The organism is Moorena sp. SIO4A1 (assembly GCF_010672065.1).
Lineage (GTDB): Bacteria > Cyanobacteriota > Cyanobacteriia > Cyanobacteriales > Coleofasciculaceae > Moorena.
Map to the genome: position 1 here is coordinate 64,627 of NZ_JAAHHX010000027.1, position 16,149 is coordinate 80,775.

At 44.3% G+C, this 16,149-nt stretch carries 22 protein-coding genes and 1 pseudogene; 11 read left to right on the top strand and 12 right to left on the bottom strand.

Annotated elements, in window-relative coordinates; translation table 11 throughout:
• Positions 1–306, bottom strand: a pseudogene (locus tag F6K53_RS19015) (Uma2 family endonuclease); the annotation flags it as partial.
• A 147-nt stretch (positions 307–453) separates the two neighbouring features.
• Here F6K53_RS19015 and F6K53_RS19020 point away from each other — a divergent pair.
• The 7 genes from F6K53_RS19020 (at position 454) to F6K53_RS19050 (ending at position 5,101) form a co-directional block, all read left to right on the top strand.
• Positions 454–651, top strand: a complete 198-nt coding sequence (locus F6K53_RS19020; protein ID WP_293022715.1) for a hypothetical protein — start codon at positions 454–456, stop codon at positions 649–651.
• On the top strand, positions 633–2,243 hold the full coding sequence (locus tag F6K53_RS19025; RefSeq protein ID WP_293066577.1) for a VWA domain-containing protein: 1,611 nt from the start codon (positions 633–635) through the stop codon (positions 2,241–2,243). Before F6K53_RS19020 ends, F6K53_RS19025 begins: the two co-directional genes overlap by 19 nt.
• Before the next feature lie 167 nt (positions 2,244–2,410).
• A complete protein-coding gene (locus F6K53_RS19030) occupies positions 2,411–2,758 on the top strand; it encodes a hypothetical protein (RefSeq protein ID WP_293022718.1) in 348 nt (115 codons plus the stop codon).
• Positions 2,759–2,863: 105 nt separating this feature from the next.
• Positions 2,864–3,160, top strand: coding sequence for a hypothetical protein (locus F6K53_RS19035; RefSeq protein WP_293022721.1), 297 nt, complete (start codon positions 2,864–2,866; stop codon positions 3,158–3,160).
• Between the two features lie 14 nt (positions 3,161–3,174).
• On the top strand, positions 3,175–4,281 hold the full coding sequence (locus F6K53_RS19040; protein WP_293022724.1) for a substrate-binding domain-containing protein: 1,107 nt from the start codon (positions 3,175–3,177) through the stop codon (positions 4,279–4,281).
• A 394-nt stretch (positions 4,282–4,675) separates the two neighbouring features.
• Positions 4,676–4,897 (top strand): type II toxin-antitoxin system HicB family antitoxin, encoded by a 222-nt coding sequence (locus tag F6K53_RS19045; protein WP_293066582.1) that lies wholly within the window; start codon positions 4,676–4,678, stop codon positions 4,895–4,897.
• Positions 4,898–4,936: 39 nt separating this feature from the next.
• Complete coding sequence (locus F6K53_RS19050; RefSeq protein ID WP_293066585.1) at positions 4,937–5,101, top strand: type II toxin-antitoxin system HicA family toxin; 165 nt, start codon at positions 4,937–4,939, stop codon at positions 5,099–5,101.
• Positions 5,102–5,199: 98 nt separating this feature from the next.
• On the opposite strand, the gene F6K53_RS19055 is transcribed toward F6K53_RS19050, so the two are convergent.
• Entirely contained in the window at positions 5,200–5,967 is a 768-nt protein-coding gene (locus F6K53_RS19055; RefSeq protein ID WP_293066588.1) for a peroxiredoxin-like family protein, read from the bottom strand.
• Between the two features lies 1 nt (position 5,968).
• Positions 5,969–6,223 (bottom strand): hypothetical protein, encoded by a 255-nt coding sequence (locus F6K53_RS19060; protein ID WP_293066591.1) that lies wholly within the window; start codon positions 6,221–6,223, stop codon positions 5,969–5,971.
• A gap of 254 nt (positions 6,224–6,477) precedes the next feature.
• Here F6K53_RS19060 and F6K53_RS19065 point away from each other — a divergent pair, with 254 nt between their 5' ends.
• The 4 genes from F6K53_RS19065 (at position 6,478) to F6K53_RS19080 (ending at position 7,842) form a co-directional block, all read left to right on the top strand.
• A complete protein-coding gene (locus F6K53_RS19065) occupies positions 6,478–6,852 on the top strand; it encodes a DUF433 domain-containing protein (RefSeq protein WP_293066594.1) in 375 nt (124 codons plus the stop codon).
• 2 nt (positions 6,853–6,854) lie between these two features.
• Complete coding sequence (locus tag F6K53_RS19070) at positions 6,855–7,247, top strand: DUF5615 family PIN-like protein (protein ID WP_293066597.1); 393 nt, start codon at positions 6,855–6,857, stop codon at positions 7,245–7,247.
• Between the two features lie 130 nt (positions 7,248–7,377).
• On the top strand, positions 7,378–7,701 hold the full coding sequence (locus F6K53_RS19075; protein WP_293022734.1) for a DUF433 domain-containing protein: 324 nt from the start codon (positions 7,378–7,380) through the stop codon (positions 7,699–7,701).
• A gap of 3 nt (positions 7,702–7,704) precedes the next feature.
• Positions 7,705–7,842: a hypothetical protein gene (locus tag F6K53_RS19080; RefSeq protein ID WP_293066599.1), complete on the top strand. Its 138-nt coding sequence runs from the start codon at positions 7,705–7,707 to the stop codon at positions 7,840–7,842.
• 115 nt (positions 7,843–7,957) lie between these two features.
• Here the strand turns inward: F6K53_RS19080 and F6K53_RS19085 are convergent, their stop codons facing one another.
• From F6K53_RS19085 to F6K53_RS19125, 9 genes are all read right to left on the bottom strand, one after another.
• Positions 7,958–8,530: a Uma2 family endonuclease gene (locus F6K53_RS19085; protein WP_293066602.1), complete on the bottom strand. Its 573-nt coding sequence runs from the start codon at positions 8,528–8,530 to the stop codon at positions 7,958–7,960.
• A 151-nt stretch (positions 8,531–8,681) separates the two neighbouring features.
• On the bottom strand, positions 8,682–8,852 hold the full coding sequence (locus F6K53_RS19090) for a hypothetical protein (protein WP_293066605.1): 171 nt from the start codon (positions 8,850–8,852) through the stop codon (positions 8,682–8,684).
• Positions 8,849–9,634 (bottom strand): Uma2 family endonuclease, encoded by a 786-nt coding sequence (locus F6K53_RS19095; RefSeq protein ID WP_293022743.1) that lies wholly within the window; start codon positions 9,632–9,634, stop codon positions 8,849–8,851. Before F6K53_RS19095 ends, F6K53_RS19090 begins: the two co-directional genes overlap by 4 nt.
• A 277-nt stretch (positions 9,635–9,911) precedes the next feature.
• Complete coding sequence (locus F6K53_RS19100; protein WP_287313252.1) at positions 9,912–10,178, bottom strand: DUF1778 domain-containing protein; 267 nt, start codon at positions 10,176–10,178, stop codon at positions 9,912–9,914.
• 560 nt (positions 10,179–10,738) lie between these two features.
• Complete coding sequence (locus F6K53_RS19105) at positions 10,739–11,083, bottom strand: type II toxin-antitoxin system RelE/ParE family toxin (protein WP_070391078.1); 345 nt, start codon at positions 11,081–11,083, stop codon at positions 10,739–10,741.
• An 8-nt stretch (positions 11,084–11,091) separates the two neighbouring features.
• On the bottom strand, positions 11,092–11,361 hold the full coding sequence (locus F6K53_RS19110) for a ribbon-helix-helix domain-containing protein (RefSeq protein WP_293066616.1): 270 nt from the start codon (positions 11,359–11,361) through the stop codon (positions 11,092–11,094).
• 570 nt (positions 11,362–11,931) lie between these two features.
• Entirely contained in the window at positions 11,932–13,944 is a 2,013-nt protein-coding gene (locus F6K53_RS19115; protein ID WP_293081711.1) for a ShlB/FhaC/HecB family hemolysin secretion/activation protein, read from the bottom strand.
• A gap of 127 nt (positions 13,945–14,071) precedes the next feature.
• Positions 14,072–14,941 (bottom strand): calcium-binding protein, encoded by an 870-nt coding sequence (locus F6K53_RS19120; RefSeq protein ID WP_293081713.1) that lies wholly within the window; start codon positions 14,939–14,941, stop codon positions 14,072–14,074.
• Between the two features lie 472 nt (positions 14,942–15,413).
• Entirely contained in the window at positions 15,414–16,106 is a 693-nt protein-coding gene (locus F6K53_RS19125; protein WP_293081716.1) for a hypothetical protein, read from the bottom strand.
• Positions 16,107–16,149 lie beyond the last annotated feature (43 nt).

Here is a 16,149-nt window from a genome sequence, read left to right on the forward strand (position 1 = left end):
TATTTCAAAGGTGACTTGGGGATTAAGGTTATCTTCAACCCAGGTCTTGTAAGAACGTCGATGCCCTTTCGGTCTACCGATAACTACCATCACATCGGGGGCTTGGTTGATTTTGGGTTCTCCTTGTACTGGATACCACAACAAATCCCCGGCAACGAATACATTGGGGTAATCTTTGAAGTGGACTTCCAGGCCATACTTAATGGTGGTAATTAGTTCAAATTGAAGGGTATTGTCGGCCATTGGTTTGCCGTCACTTTCGGGATAGAAGATGTCATCGGTGGTGGGAGTAATTTGCTGAATCATAGGATAAATTTTCACCAAATACTGGAAGCCTATTCTATCTTATCACACCCCATAAACAAACTACCATTTTAACAGATTTTTGGTGAAGCAAACGTGTTATAATTTAATTGGTGCTTGATCTTAGATTCAACAACTAAGGGATGTGTGATGTTTAATTATAGCAATCTCCCCAAGATTTTTACTTCAATCTCTTGGAAACTCTCTTTGGTACCTTTCTCTTCTGTTCTCTTGCTCCTTGGTGCTTGTCAGACTAGTCCAACAATCAACCAAACAGTTAACCGAGGTTTAGAAATTCGCTTTCTGGCAGGGAGTGACTTAAAAGATTTTTGCGATCGCGTAGCGTGACCTTTCGGGCTTTGCCCGACGCTGCGCGAACGGTCAATCGCGCTGCCACCAAACTCAATAACTCCCAGCCTAAACTAGAGGATGGTACTCCCTTTTATCTAACCTGCGATACTAAAGGAAGTGGGGATGTGGTGGAGGAAGTTCTTAATCTTACTAAACAATTGCAATCTGGTGCGATCGCTCCTGAAGACTCCCAATTTCCTACTTTAATTTCTGTCGATGGAGAAATTTACCAGAGTCAGCTGATCTTCCAGATTAATAAAATTTTTCCAGGACAGAACTATATCCCAGATTTAACTGAATCACCTCTGCTTGCTTACAGTCCGATGGTTTTTATGACCCAAGCTGATTTAGCCGGAAGTTTAGCAGCAGTGGACGATCTCTATGTTTCCTTGGTAGAGGCGAAAAATCACCAGGATCTAGACCCCAAGGCGGCTGCTTTACCAATAACCTACGTTCACACCGCCCCAACCCGTTCCAATTCTGGCTTGCAAACCCTAGTGGCTCAATTTGCTTCGGTTTCCGGTAAGCGTCCTGAAGAACTCACCATAGCTGATGTAAAAAAATACCAAGATCGGGTTCAGAAAATCCAAAACAAAATCACCCGTTACGGCAAATCTACGGGGTCTTTAGCGAAATCGATGGTGAACAACGGTCCCTTTTGGGCTTCTGTGGGCTCTGTCTACGAATCCTTAGTGATTTCTGCCAACAGTCAAGGTAATAATACGGTTAACTATCAAGCGGTTTATCCTTCTGCTACCTTTAGTTCCAACATTCGCGCCATCCTCCCCAATGCCCCATGGGTGAGTGACAAAGAAAAAGCAGCAGGGGAAAAAGTTATTGAATTCCTACGGCAACCAGAAACCCAAAAAATTGCGGTAGACTTGGGCTTACGTCCAGGGATTCCAGGGGGGCCCCTTGGCAGTAAGTTTTCCTCTGAATTTGGGGTACAAGCCAATCCTCAATACGATTCCTACCGTCCTCCTAAACCGGAAGTGGTAGAAGCGATGTTGCAAAGTTGGCAAAGCTACGCCAAAAAACCTTCCCAAGTTGCTTTAGTCGTAGATGTTTCCGGTTCTATGAGAGGTGAGAAACTCTCGGCTGTGCAGAATACGTTACTGAACTACGTGCAGAATATCGGTTCAAGGGAAAAGATAGCGATTATTCCTTTCAGTAATGAGATTAAGCAGCCCTTTATGGTGGAAGGCACACCCCAAGGAAAAGCTGAGGGGATAAAATTTATTGGTAGTCTGAAAGCTGGGGGAGGAACTCGATTATATGATAGTGCTCTTTTTGCTCGGAACTGGTTAAAACAAAATTTTAAAACAAACGCGATTAATGCGGTGTTGATTTTGACCGATGGTGATGATTCTGGCTCGGAAATTACTCTCGATAACCTCTCAAAACAATTACAAAGCAGTAACTTTGAAGCGGATGAAAGTATTGCTTTTTTCACCGTCGGTTACGGCAAACAAGGAGAATTTAGTCCTAAAGTATTGCAAACAATTGCTGAACTAAATGGGGGCTATTATCGTCAGGGCAATCCCGAAACGATTTCTAAGTTGATCGCAGATTTACAAGTTGAGTTTTAAGTCAATTATAGCAGTTATCAATTGGATGAAGTACAAATTACTTGGTTTTAGGGAGCAGGGAGCAGGGAGCAGGGAGCAGGAAAAAAAATTACATGTACCTCATTAGAATAGTTAACGCTATACAGTTTCAGTAAATTATCAGTCGCTGATTACCCATGAGGCAACCCATGTTAACGTTTGCAAATCCTCTTCATTATCCCCTAGCGGTCTTAGCAGGAGGTGTAGTCCATGCGATCGCAGTACGAGTTGCTCGACTTCCTAGCCCCATTGCTATACCCCTAGCAGGAGTGGTCACGGTGGCTGGTGCCACTGTTCTTAAGCAAAAGGAAAGTCAACGACCCCCGACCCTACAAAACCCTGCCTTGGAAAGGGAATTACAACAGGTACGACAACAGGCTCAACTGATTGCTCAGAAAGCAGAAAGCCTGCGCTCAGAATCGGAAAAACTTGCCCTTGCTACCACCGAAATGGAGCTACTTTCTACTATTCAATTCGCATGCGATCGCGTAGCGTGACCTTCGGTCAATCGCGCGTTAGAATTACCAGCCAAAATTGACCAATTCTCCCAACGTCTCCATGGTACCGACTCCCTGCTTTCAGTAACCGAGTTAAAGCAGCAGTTGCAGGAGGTAGAAGCGAAAAAAACTAAGAGTTCTGGAGTCGCTAGGCAACAATTACAGCAATTAGCGACCAGCTTGCAGCACAACATTACCCTGGCTCGACAAGGGGAAGATGCTAGACAAGCCCAGGTGATTGCTCTAGCTACTTTGATTACTGATACTGCGGGAGTTTTACAACAGTTGCAGAATCGCCTGCGGACAAGCAATTTAGAAGATGCCCAAACCGTGGAAGAATTGCGCTCCCTCAGTACCGAATTGGCAGGTTTTCAAGACAATATGGCTCTTTTCCTATCTTAACTTGATCAGAATTCATGGATAATAAAACAACTAAAACAATTACATCCCTGGGGATTATCGCTGTTTCCCTAGGCATTGCCTACGCTCCTTTACCAGGATTAAACCAAACCCTTTATGTGGTAAGTGGAACAGAATTGCAAGAACCCCTCGCTGTTCTGGAACAACGTTTTGAAGAAACCTATTCTAATATTAACATCGAATTTAAATTCCAAGGCTCCCAGGAATTAGTCAATCGCTATCTCGATGAAAAGAAGGATTTTAAACCCACAATTTTAATTCCAGCCAATGGGGTTTTGTTGAATGAATTGAGCGATCGCTGGCAAGCCCAAAACACTACTCCACCTTTTTATGATAACCCCCAACCCATTGCCAAAACCCTATTAGTAGGTATTGCTTGGCCAGAACGGGGAGAAGTTCTGTTTCCCGATGGTCGTTTTCAATGGTTAAAACTAGAAAATGCCATGAAAAAGCGCAATTGGCAGGAGATTGGCGGCAATCCTAACTGGGGTAGTTTTGACTTTGTGACTACCGATCCTAATCGTTCCAATAGCGGACAACTGACCTTAAGTCTTTGGACACAGAGTAATTCTGGGGGCGCAACCTTATCCCCAACTAATTTTAATAGCTCGGAAATTCAATCTCTGTTCGGTTTAGTAAAGCGGTCTGTCTATCAACCGCCACGCTCAACGGACACTCTATTGCAAGAGTTTATTGCTCGTGGCCCCAATGAGGCAGATGTTGCTACTGTATATGAAAGCATTGCCCTCTACCGTTGGGAACAAGCAGCCCAGACTCAAAGCAAGCCCGATCAGATTTATTATTTTAATCCCACCATTGAAACGGTTTCCACCGCAGCCATTGTGCGCAGAGATGTGAACTCGCAACAGGTAAAAGCAGCACGGAAATTCCTCCAATTCCTAACTGCTCCAGAACAACAAAAAACCTTTGTGCAATACGGTTTTCGTCCTGTGATTGGGGGTATTGATTTGCAATCTGTCTCCGGCAGTCCTTGGACAAAACGTATTCCCGGTGCAAAAACTGACCCTAATTTAAAAACTTTAGCACCACCAAATTCTGAAGTGATTGGGGAAATTCAACGGATGTGGAATCGGGTGGAGTAGGGAGTAGGGAGTAGGGAGTCGGGAGTCGGGAGTCGGGAGTCGGCAGTCGGCAGTCGTGAAACTCCCTTATTAAGGTGCTGCATCGCTGTTCCCTCTCCTCGGTTAACACCTGCATTCTAGTAATTAAATATAACCCGTTAAGCAATTGAACTAATCAACCCTAGGAGGAACAAAGATGAAACGTCTCTTACGTCGATTTCGGTCTATCGCTGAGTTTGCCCAATAGCAGCGTCCCCAGTATAACCTGCCAGTCGATTCATGAAAGCAAACCCGTGGGTGTTAAACTAGGCTGATGCCAACTAGCTCGTAATCTAACATCTGCAGCGATTACTCTTTGTTGGGTCTTTCAACGATAGAATAGACAGCCAAAAATAATATCTAGGGAAAAAGAACAATGAAATCCTTAAAGGACTATAAAATTATTTTACGTCCCGATGACCATGGAACTTTTGTCGCCTATATTCCAGCCATTAAAGGATGTCATGCCTGGGGAGAAACTCCTGAAGCAGCCCTCTGTGAATTAAATCCTGTTTTTGAGATGATTCAAGAAGAATACCTCGAAGAAGGCAAAAATTTACCTGATGATGTCGAGGTAACTTTTTCTCATGCCAGCTAAAGCTAAAACCGTGAGAATAAGTTGCTAAACAATTAGGCTTTGCTGAAAGTTCGTCAAAAAGGAAGTCATGCCCGTTGGAAGCATCCGGATGGACGTTCAACCACTATTCCTGTTCATGGTAATGCTGAGATTGGAGGTTGGTTATTTCGAGAAATACTCAAGCAGTTAGGAATTAGTGAGAAGGAATTTGATCAACTAAAATAAGTGCGTTCGCGTAGCGTGGCCTACGGCCAATCGCTCTTTTATTGTGCGTTCGATTACACAAGATCTATCAAGACATTGTTACTATCGCTTGGGTAGAACTAATCTAATAAAAACGACAGTGGACGACTCATATTCTGAGCAAAGCCAAGGAGCCCGCAATCCCGGTATTGGTAGAGTAATTTCCCCTGTGAATCGAATAAGAAAGTTCCCCCTCGCTGGGTCAGATAAGCCCCATTGGGCACATAAGTATTCCAGTGGCTTAAAACCTCTGTCATATTCCGCAGCCGCAGGGTTGCCAATTCAAAGGGTCTTTGAAAACCTTTGCCACCAGCCAGCCTGAAGAATGAGCCCTTGATAGGGGGAAGTGGTATACCTCGCACAACCTCCTCATCATCGAGCAACTGCGGAGCCTGACTATCGCCCCAATAGCCTCGAAATACTTCAGCTAGAGTGCCAGGACTACCAATACCCGCACACATCAGCAGCAGATTCAAGTAGGCATTTAGGGTTATTGAGAGCCCTGGTAGCTTGAGCGATAGTCCTGGATAAAGATTAAGCTGGTGGTGCAGCTGTGCATTGGCAGGGACAAACAACCAATCCCCAGGAAACCCCGTATAGTTACAGAATCGCTTACCAGAATCGCGATTGCCAATACCAACAGCTCGTATTACTATACCCTCGCCCTGTAACCTTTTTGCTTCCCGTTGCAGCCACCAAGCGTATTCGAGACTGTCGAAATCTCCAAGTTGGGGCCAGACAAGTACCAGCTGGCGGGTGGCTGACTCACAACCGCTCAGAAGTGGCAGGATGACTCCATCACTTACCCGCTGGCACTGGGTCTGATTTAAGATTGTGTAAGGATTCATTTTAAACCGGTTGTTTTAAGGGGAATGTTGTATTAAAAGTAAAGCACGCTTCGACATTGGTTTGAGCTTTGCGATGAAGCGTTTCGGCAAAGCCGACGCTACGCGAACGCAAAGCGTGGCCTACGGCCTCAGCTTCCGCTAAAAGCGATTGACCGTAGGTCACGCTACGCGAACGCTTCTTCTGTAATTTGTTGAATTGCTGCTCAATCAGGAGGCTGTTGGTGGGTTTCCATTCCCAGCCAAAGCAGATACTCAATATTACCAGCAGGTCTACTCAAATTGCTGCCTCAATCAAAGGTATTTATCGGCCTCGATCGTAAATTCGGGACTTACTTCAGAGTACGATCGAGTTGTGCCTGGTACGATCGCCGATCAACTGAATGAGTGAGCGAACCATCACGCATCTTATTTCGTGGTTAAAGGGTATATGTGAGCGATCGGGCTTTGGATATAATGGACTTTGGGTATCAAGGGAATAGATCGCTATCCAGCAGGGATAGGAGGTTTAATATGGTGTCAGCACCTACTGAAGAACCAGCAATCATTCGGACAGAGCGGGGATTGACAATCGCAGGTACACGCATCACTCTTTACGACGTGATGGATTACCTGAAGGCTCAGTATCCACAACAGTTGATCTCTGAAAAACTCGGTCTTAATCATGATCAGATTCGTTCAGCGCTAGCCTACATTGAAACTCATCATGTTGAGTTTGAAGCGGAATACCAAGAATGTCTACAAACAGCAAAGGAAATTCGGCAATATTGGGAAGAGCGAAATCGAGAACGATTTACCAAGATCGCAGCAATGCCTCCGAAGCCAGGTCAGGAAGCCCTCCGTGCAAAACTTCAAGCATGGAAAGCGCGAATTGAAGCCCAGGCATAGGCATGAACTTTCTGATTGACTACAATTTAACTGGCGATGCTGTTCTATTTTGGGGAACACTCTCGGCTGAAGGATGGCTTGAACTGTTACCTATTCGCTTCAAAACATTTCAGGACGCTGACTTGCCAATGGATAGTAGCGATCGCGCCGTTTGGCACTTTGCTCAGAGCAACCAAATGATCCTGATTACCGCTAACCGAAATATGAAGGGAGAAGACTCTCTAGAGCAAACAATTCGTGAGGACAATACACCAACTTCGTTGCCAATTCTGACAATTGGTAACCCAGATCGACTTGACGAGAGTAGTTATCGGCAAAAATGCGCTACCCGATTGATTGAAATTGTGCTTGATCTGGAAAACTACCTGGGAGTCGGTCGAATTTTTATTCCGTAAATTTTTCAGCGTGGTAGATACTGTTGGGTATTGATAAAAACTCAAATACGAGCCAGATAGCCTTCTTAATCTGTTGATCGATCGCCCAAATCGAATTTTTACAAAACAAGTCAGTACAACTTCGTCCACCATGACCCTGCGCGAGATTAAATCCCAACTTTTAGCCCTTAGTTTAACTGAAAAAGCTCAAGCGATTCAGCTACTTCAGGAAGCTAGCAACATCTGGACAGGCATTGAAAAAACACCTGGTGTTTGCGGGGGAGATGCCCGGATTGCCAACACTCGTATTCCTGTTTGGGTTCTCGTTCAAGCTCGTAATCTTGGCAGCAGTGAAGTTGATCTTCTGCAAAATTACCCTACCCTAAGTGCCAGCGATGTTGCCAATGCTTGGGTTTATGCTAATGCTCACCCCGAAGAAATTGACCAAGCAATCCAGGATAATGATGAGGCTTGAGCGATGGCTGTTCTCTATGCTGATGAACAATTTTCTTTGAAGGCAACCCAACACCTCAGAAGTTTGACCCATGATGTCCTGGAAGGCAAAAATTTACCTGATGATGTCGAAGTAACAGTTTTTCATGCCAGCATTAGCTAAAACCTTTGTGACTTAACTTTCTGAATCGGTCTTTGCTAAAATTTGGTATAATCCTGAAGATACCGAGTATGAAAACCTATAATTTTGGTGATATTATTCAGTTCTCCGTGCTGTTTTACTTAACCGGGAAGAAGCGATTGATTAGTACAACAAAATTTGGTAATAAAGGAGAAGTAAACTCATCCTGCTCAAATAAGGTAGCAACTAGAGTTAATTTTCCCTTGTCTCGGCGATATACCTCTACTTGCTTACGAAAACGATCGACAATCCAATATTCTTTTACCCCTTGAATTGAATATAACTTGACTTTAACTTCGCGGTCGCGTTTTTCATTTTCTCTACCAAGAGAAATTACTTCCACCACTAATTCAGGTGCTGCGGTCAGATGTCCGGCTTCATCTTCTATTTGAGCTAATCTTTCTTGGCTTACCCACACTACATCAGGAATCACATTATCGGCATCTGAGAAGATGATTCCGGGAGTAATAATAGTTTCACCATTACCTGTTGATTCTGACCAATTATTCAAATAACTAAAAATTCTGCCACAAATTTGTTGATGTCGTCGGTGAGGCGTTCGAGTCATAAATAATTCTCCTTCAATTATTTCGTATATTGTCCCTTCAGAGTGAGGCAATAGTTCTAAATCATCGATTCTCCAACTGACTCGTTCTATTGTTTCAGTCATATCAATTATCCTGATTTAATCTGTCTTAATTTTATCAATTTTGGCAGATAGGGATCCGTGTAGGAATTGTGATAATTTTTGATGCCATATTCCCTACTCCCGTCTTGATGCAATAGCGAGTGGGGGAAACCCCCAAGACCGCGCTGCATCGCTACTCCCTACTCCCTACTCCCTGTTCCCTATTCCCTGTTCCCTTTGCTAGATAAGCTAATCCCTCATCCTGAGGAGGAAAGTGTTGCGCCACCCTTAAGTCATTCATAACCTCATTCACCGCCTTAATCACCTTCCACAGTTGACAACGTGTCGGTATGGTGGAGTTCATAGCTCGAACTGTTCTGGATCTATGCCCTTTGCTTTTAACTGCTCCAACAATGCTTGCAACGAAGCTTCTGCCTGTTCTGCTCGTTGTGATGCCTGTTGTTTTTCCAGCCTTTCAAGCTCCAAAGCTTCCTCTGCTTGCTCTAAAGCTTCCTCTGCTTGCTCTGCTCGTTGACGTTCTTGTTCTGCCTGTTGTTGAGCGAGATCTTTGAGCTCAATAATTTCCAAATACGTAGCAAAACGCTCACCATTGGGATAATACAGCACCAAGTCCGAGCCTACTAACTCAAACCTAATTCCTAAACGGGGACTAACCCAACCAAGCATCTGGGGGATTGGTTCTAACTTTTCTGCTGAACGCAACCAGCCTTTTAGTTTTGCTCTATTTGGATCATAGAGATAGTACTCTTCTACTCCATGGGTCCGGTAAAACTTGAGTTTATCGTCCTCTAATTCCTTGATGGTATTAGTTAATGAGGCAATTTCAAAGACCACCTGGGGATTAATGTTATCTTCAACCCAGGTTTTGTAGGAACGCCGATGCCCTTTCGGTCTACCCAAGACCACCATCACATCGGGGGCTTGGTTGATTTTGGGTTGTCCTTGTTCTGGATACCACAACAAATCCCCGGCAACAAACACATTGGGGTCATCCTTGAATAGGGCTTCCAGGCCATACTTAATGGTGGTAATTAGTTCAAATTGAAGGGTATTGTCCGCCAAGGGTTTGCCATCACTTTCGGGATAGAAGATGTCATCGGTAGTGGGATGGAGCTGCTGAACCATAGGAAAAACCTTTACCAGAGCTGATAAGCCTATTTTATAGCAGTTCTCAATTGGGTCAGGTACATTTTTGATTTTAGGTAACAGCCAACAGCCAACAGGCAACAGGAAAAAAATCCTGTGTACCTCATTACTCTGAGAAACGCTATATTAACCCGAACTGACGTTATTTAGTGAGAGCATTCATTGCCAATAGACCTGTTGCAAAAGCCATTTTTAGCCCAGGAAATCTGTGGGATTCAGACCACTTTTGCAAAACGTCTAATCAGGGCATCTTCATTCAGGACTGGATGTTATTACGTGCTTTCTGCTTAATATCTGCAAAAGTGCTAGGGGAGAATTCACCCCGTTCAGCCGCTTCTATTCTCGGCTTGAGAAAGGCAGACAGTTGAGCCAGGGCTTCTTCGGAGCTTAGTTCTGGGTTGATGGGCACATCAGGCAGACAGCGTTCAAGCACATATTCCTTAATAGTTTTGCCGCTCAGGGCTGCGATCGCTTTGAGCTTCTGATGCTGTTCTGGGGTGATCTCAATAGAAAGCCTAGGCATGGGAAATCCCTATGTTGTGCAACAACAACAACATCTTAGCATAATAACAACATTTGTACAATAACAACTTTTGTTGCTTTTCCGCCTCCCCGTGTTTCCCCTCTCCCCATTGATGTTTAAGAAAACATCACCTTACCTAAGTGACATACTCCCACACGCTCATCGTTCGCGTAGCGTCTGGCAAAGCCAGTAGATTACAGTGTGGGCTTCTTACCAACTCCACCCAACAGTTCGGATACTCGGTAAGCTTTATTAACGACACGGGATGCCCCTCCGCGCCGGAACAATACAATAAGTTCTATTTTTAAGCACGTAGGTGGCGGTTAGCTCTTAATTTGTCTTCCCTACTATTTTTAGTATAACGTTTTTCAGGCTGTTTATCAGAGTTCCTGTCCGCGATTCATCTCTGGAGATGAATCCTGATTGTTAGTGGAGCCTTTATGGTTGGCAGGCTATGGGTAAAAGGGTTAAAACTTATTGATTAAGGCTCCACTATCCTTACGGTAACTTTAAACACTCATGCTGCGCATGTTCGTTGTGGGGCATAAGAGCGGAGGAAGCTAAATCCCTTCCATATCACTCATAAGACGCGATGGTATATGCATTTTATGGGCATACAGGACTTCCACCAGGATGGTTGCGTTATCTTCTAAGCGAAACAGCACCGCATGGGGAAAACCTTGCAAGCGCCATTTTCTGAATTGATAGACTTGCAGATCCTCGTATCCTTCACCGGCATCGTAGAGAGCGCAGGCATAGGGATTGTTTTTGATGAAATCCAAGGCTTGCTCTACGGCGGCGATGAATCGTTCGGCCACATCTACTCCAGCACGGTTTTTGTAATTCTGTGCATAGTCCCGCCACTGTCGCATAAACAGGGCACTTTTTTGCATGGAGAATGTCATCGTGCTATTTAACTGAGGCTATGGCGAATGGTGTCGGCATCATCCTCTGTCAGAGGGGTATAACTATTCTCATGGAGAGACTGCCGCAATAAGCTGTTTATGGCGTATCGTTCAGCCGCAGCAGTTTTTTCCATATGTTTGCGAATGAGATCCCGAACAAATTCACTGGGGGTTTCGTATAGCCCGTTTTCTCCTGTCATCTCGGCGACAAATTGGGCTAGTGGTTCCGGCAATGTAGCGTTGATGCGTTTGGGGGGCTGATTCTTCACAGACGGCATAGCACGCTCCTTGACAGCAAGTTTCTATAAACACTGTAACATTACATCAGCTAAAAGGCAATATATGCGAAATATTGCCCTTTAGCTGTCACCAGTCACACAGTCACTGCCTACTCCCTACTCCGAACGCGCCCCGCGTGGCCTACGGCCTCAGCTCTCTACTCCCTAAAACAATGAAGCTCCCAGGCTTCCCTCAGGGTAATCCCGGTAAGTGTGGTTATCGACACTAAGAGTCTAACACTACTAATCTCAGCTCATCCCCCTAGTTGGCCAAGCGTATCCAGGGAGATTCACCTTTTGACTTCCATTAATGGGTACAATTGCTCTGATACTTATCTGATCTTGGTCTTGAGAAGATTACATATAGATGATTATAGGAATGCGATTGGCCTACGGCCACCCTACGCAATCGCAAAAATAAACCCCTAATAAACATGGGTAGATTTTGGTTGAGGCAATTGCTGTAACCCGAATTTTAAAAGGGTGTTATGGGTTGTTTAGCACATTAGTATGGAGGAATTTCAGTGAAATGCGATCGCATAGACTTTTGCTCAAAACTCAGCTGCGAACCTACAGCTGATAGCCCAATGAAAAGTGGAAACCATTCTCTTGTAGTGAATTTCCTCGGTTGTTGACCTTAATCAAGGGGATACCATAGTCTAGGCGCAAATCTAAACCAGAGATAATTTGCGATCGCAAACCTACTCCCAGGCTAGCAATGGTGGCGGGGTCAGGGTCAGGATCTAGATTATTCCAAGCTGTACCGATTTCAAAAAAAGGGGCTAGTTGTAGTTTGCTAGGGTCTGAGGTGAGAGGGATGCGGAGTTGTACCGAACCCAGGATACCGTTATCAGCAACCAGTTGGTTTTGTCGATAGCCTTTGATTGTATCCACGCCACCGATACTGAAGCGTTCTAGGGAGAGCAAAGAATCTGGGGTTAACTGAGCATTAATTTGTGTGATCAGCGTCGCTCTCGGTGACAACTGTTGTACCAATTGGAATTGTCCCAACCAGCTGAAGAATCGCCCGTCAGTCCCAGTGTTGTTGATAGTTGCATCAAAGGCACCCAACCCAAAACTAAACTGAGAGCGAGCAGCTAATATGCGACTAGGGCTACTACGGTCTATCCAATCTTGAGAAAATCGGAGTACTGTTACCTTGGATTCGCCGTCTTCTGGACCAACTGAGAAAGAAAAAGGTTCCCCGAGTAAGAAGGTTTGACTGCGACGCAAGTCTAGGGCTAAACTCAGAGCAAATTCACGTTCTGGGGAGCGGAATATGGGTTGGCGAAAACTGACAGAAAAGGTGCGAGTTTCGCTTTCGATATCAAACTCCTCGAATTCATCTTCGATAATGCCGCTGTCGCTGTTGTTGTAGCGTACACTAAGGGTGCCATTGTAGGGATTGAGGGGGATAGAATAGTTGATATCGTAGAGGTCTAGCCCTTCGGTAAAGCTGTATTGAGTGGTGAAGCGATCGCCAAAACCCAAAAGATTATCATGGGCAACAAACAGCCTGGTTTGTAGTGAACCAATGCTAGGAGATTGGTTGTTGGCGGTAGAAATACCAGCGTGAAAGGCAGAGGCTTCTTTGAGTTTGACTTGTAAAATATTGCTACCAGAGCCACTTCCTGCAGTTAACTCCGCATCCACTTGATTGAGCAAAGGGTCAAGTTGCAGCAGTTTCAGGGCTTCTTCTAAGCGGCTTCGATTTAATGGTGGTTTAGTGGCCACTTCAAGGCGACTGCGCACATATCCTTCCCGCAGACGGTTTAATCCCTCCAGTTCAATCCGTTCTAAGTCACCCTCAACCACCTGGATTTTCACAACACCTTTCCTAAAGTCTTGGACCGGCAAAAATGCGCCAGAGGTGATGTAACCATTTTTAATGTAGAGCTCAGTAATGGCAGAACGCAGTTGAAGCAACTCCTCAAACCTTACTTCACGGTTCTCATATTGGTTTGTTTTATCTGCAATTTCTTCTTGCAAAACCGTATTTCCCAACACCTCCACTTCTGTGACAAAGAATGACACAGTGGATGGAGTTGTAACTTCAGGGAGTTGGGGAGAGGAAGGAATTTCCAGACTTGGATCCGGTGGTGATGCTGGAGATTCTTCAGGAACAGGAGGAGGTAAATCGGATGGGGTGGGAATGGTTTCCTGAATTCTTTCAGGGGTTTCGGTGGGAAGGTTAACTCCTGGGGGTGGAGTAGACTGAGCCACTGCTCCCATAGTTAGGCTCACGATGGTAGTAATGCTAGAGCCTGAAATTACAATAATCGATTTCAGTGTATGATACATAGTTTCAGCTTTGTTAGCATTGCTGAATCTTCGGATGAATAAGAGTGGGGTGGGCATCCTGGTTGCCTGGGAAGGAAACAGGCAAGATGCCTGCCTACCTGGGAATGGAACAGGCAAGATGCCTGTTCCACCAAGATGCCCGAGGCCGGAAACAGGCAAGATGCCTGTTCCACCAAGATGCCTGGGAATGAAACAGGCAAGATGCCTGTTCCACCAAGATGCCCATGCCACAAAACTATTAAAATCATCCCGCATTAATAGCACTACGTATTCAGAGGACATTGATACAAGCAACAAAAGCTGTTTTAGTCAACTTTTGCATGCATGGCTCTTGCCTTGGGCGTAGCGCTATATCTATCCAAATGTTTCCCCCAACCCCCAGAGGCTGAGGGTGTTTTTGGAAAGAGTTTTAAACGAAGTTAAAGTCCGCAGAGGTCACAACATTAGTGGTGTCTTCTACCACACCGATAAGATCGTTCTTATAGTAAATCAAGGTATCCTTTGCACTGCTGCCAGACCAGTTTTGGAAGCTCAGTGAGTAGTCACTGGAACTACCATAAACCTGGAACTTATCTCCCTCAGACCAGTAGAAGTCGGTAATTGTGGCATAGCCCGAGCCTAGATAGAATGCCCCAAAGGCATTCCCCAAAACAAATGTATCTGCTCCATCATAAGAACTTTGAACACCAGGCTGGGATGAACTGTAGTCTCCGCTTAGGATATCGTATTCTCCGATAGTGCCACCATAACCATTGAGGATGTCATTACCGGAACCCCCGACTAATGTATCGGTTCCCGTTCCTCCAAGTAATGTATCATGGCCAGATTCACCCTTGAGGCTGTCATGGCCGGAACTGCCACTTAAGTAATCGTTTCCAGAGTAACCTAGAAGGGTGTCATTACCTGAGCCACCATACATATTGTCATTGCCAGTCCAGCCATCCAGATAGTCGTTACCACTCTCACCGTAGAGGTTATCGTTGCCGCTATTACCATATAAATTATCGTGTCCAGAGTAACCAAAAAGGGTGTCGTTACCTGAGCCACCATAAACATAGTCATTGCCAGTCCAGCCATCTAGATAGTCGTTACCACCCTCACCGTAAAGCTTATCGTTGCCGCTATTACCATACAAAGTGTCGTTCTTTGGACCGCCAATCAGGGTATCATCGCCCCCATTACCCGTCATTGTCCAAGACTTCCATTTCTTGAATATCCACCAACCTTCCTTGTGCGCTTGAAAGTAATTGTTAGCATTGTTACCGATGTAATTTCCCATGGTTTTTACTCCTGAGAGAATTGAATTGTGTAACTTCAAAGGGTTCTATTCAGTCAATGACTTCTAGATAACCCGAATGTCTAAGCCTTTATTTTTGCTACAATTTCGTCGTTTATTGTGCCAAACAAAACAAATTATCTATAAATAATTTATTCAGCAACTACCTTAGCTTGTTGCTTGATTTTCATAATAAAGTTAAGACTTTTATAATTCATTAACCGTATCTACCAATGTGATGGCTTGGATAACCAATACTAATGGCAATATTTAGTCAGTGGTATTACTTAAAACTACATACTGGTAATCAAAAAGAGAGGCTCTAATCCAGTAAGCCTCTCTTTTTTAATATAGTTGTGCTAAAAGCTAAAGCTTGAAGATAAGGAAGTATAGCATCAAGCTTCTGTAGAAGTTTCCGACTCCCGACTCCCGACTCCCGATTTTTTGGTTTACTCAAATGAAAACTGCTGTAAAGCTACTCTTGTTCCATAGATAAAACAAAAACACTTCCCTGAGGAATTTGGACAACTCTCACAACTTCGGGATTGTCTTGAGGAACGAATGTTGATAGTAAAATACCAGCTGTACCACCAATACGTTGAGAATCACTACTGCAATCTTGACCAAAGATATTAAATACGCTGTCTACTAAACAACCGATTGCCATCCCTTGTATTCCAGAAGTCCGAGTACGTTTATTGGCTTGCTGATCACTATTAGTGACGGTGATTTCACTTCCGGGAATTACTGGACTCTCCGCTCGCAATGGTAACAATTTACCTTCTACAACAATTGATTCAACTAATATCTTAGCTCCGCTAGCTGAGGGGACTAACTTAGCGGGCACTATCGAATTAGCTGGAATAGCGATTTTGCCAGAATTATCTTTGATTGGCTGGGCTAACACTAGATTCAGTAATAAACTTTGGTTTTCCTTAATTAGAAAATCAACATGATTAGGAAAAGCCACCACAACAGCCGAGTTTTTGGGAATAACAACAGCAGGCTTGGAAGTTGATTGATTCTGATCACTACTCTCGATTTTATCGGGAGTTGATTGATTCTGATCACTACCCTCGATTTTATGATCTTCCTCGGCTAAGGCATTTGTACAATTACCTAAAATCGAAATAACTAGAGCTGTACCTAAGATTAATTTGTAGTTCATGACACTTTCCAAAAAAACGAAAATACTTGGAAATCTGTTCAAT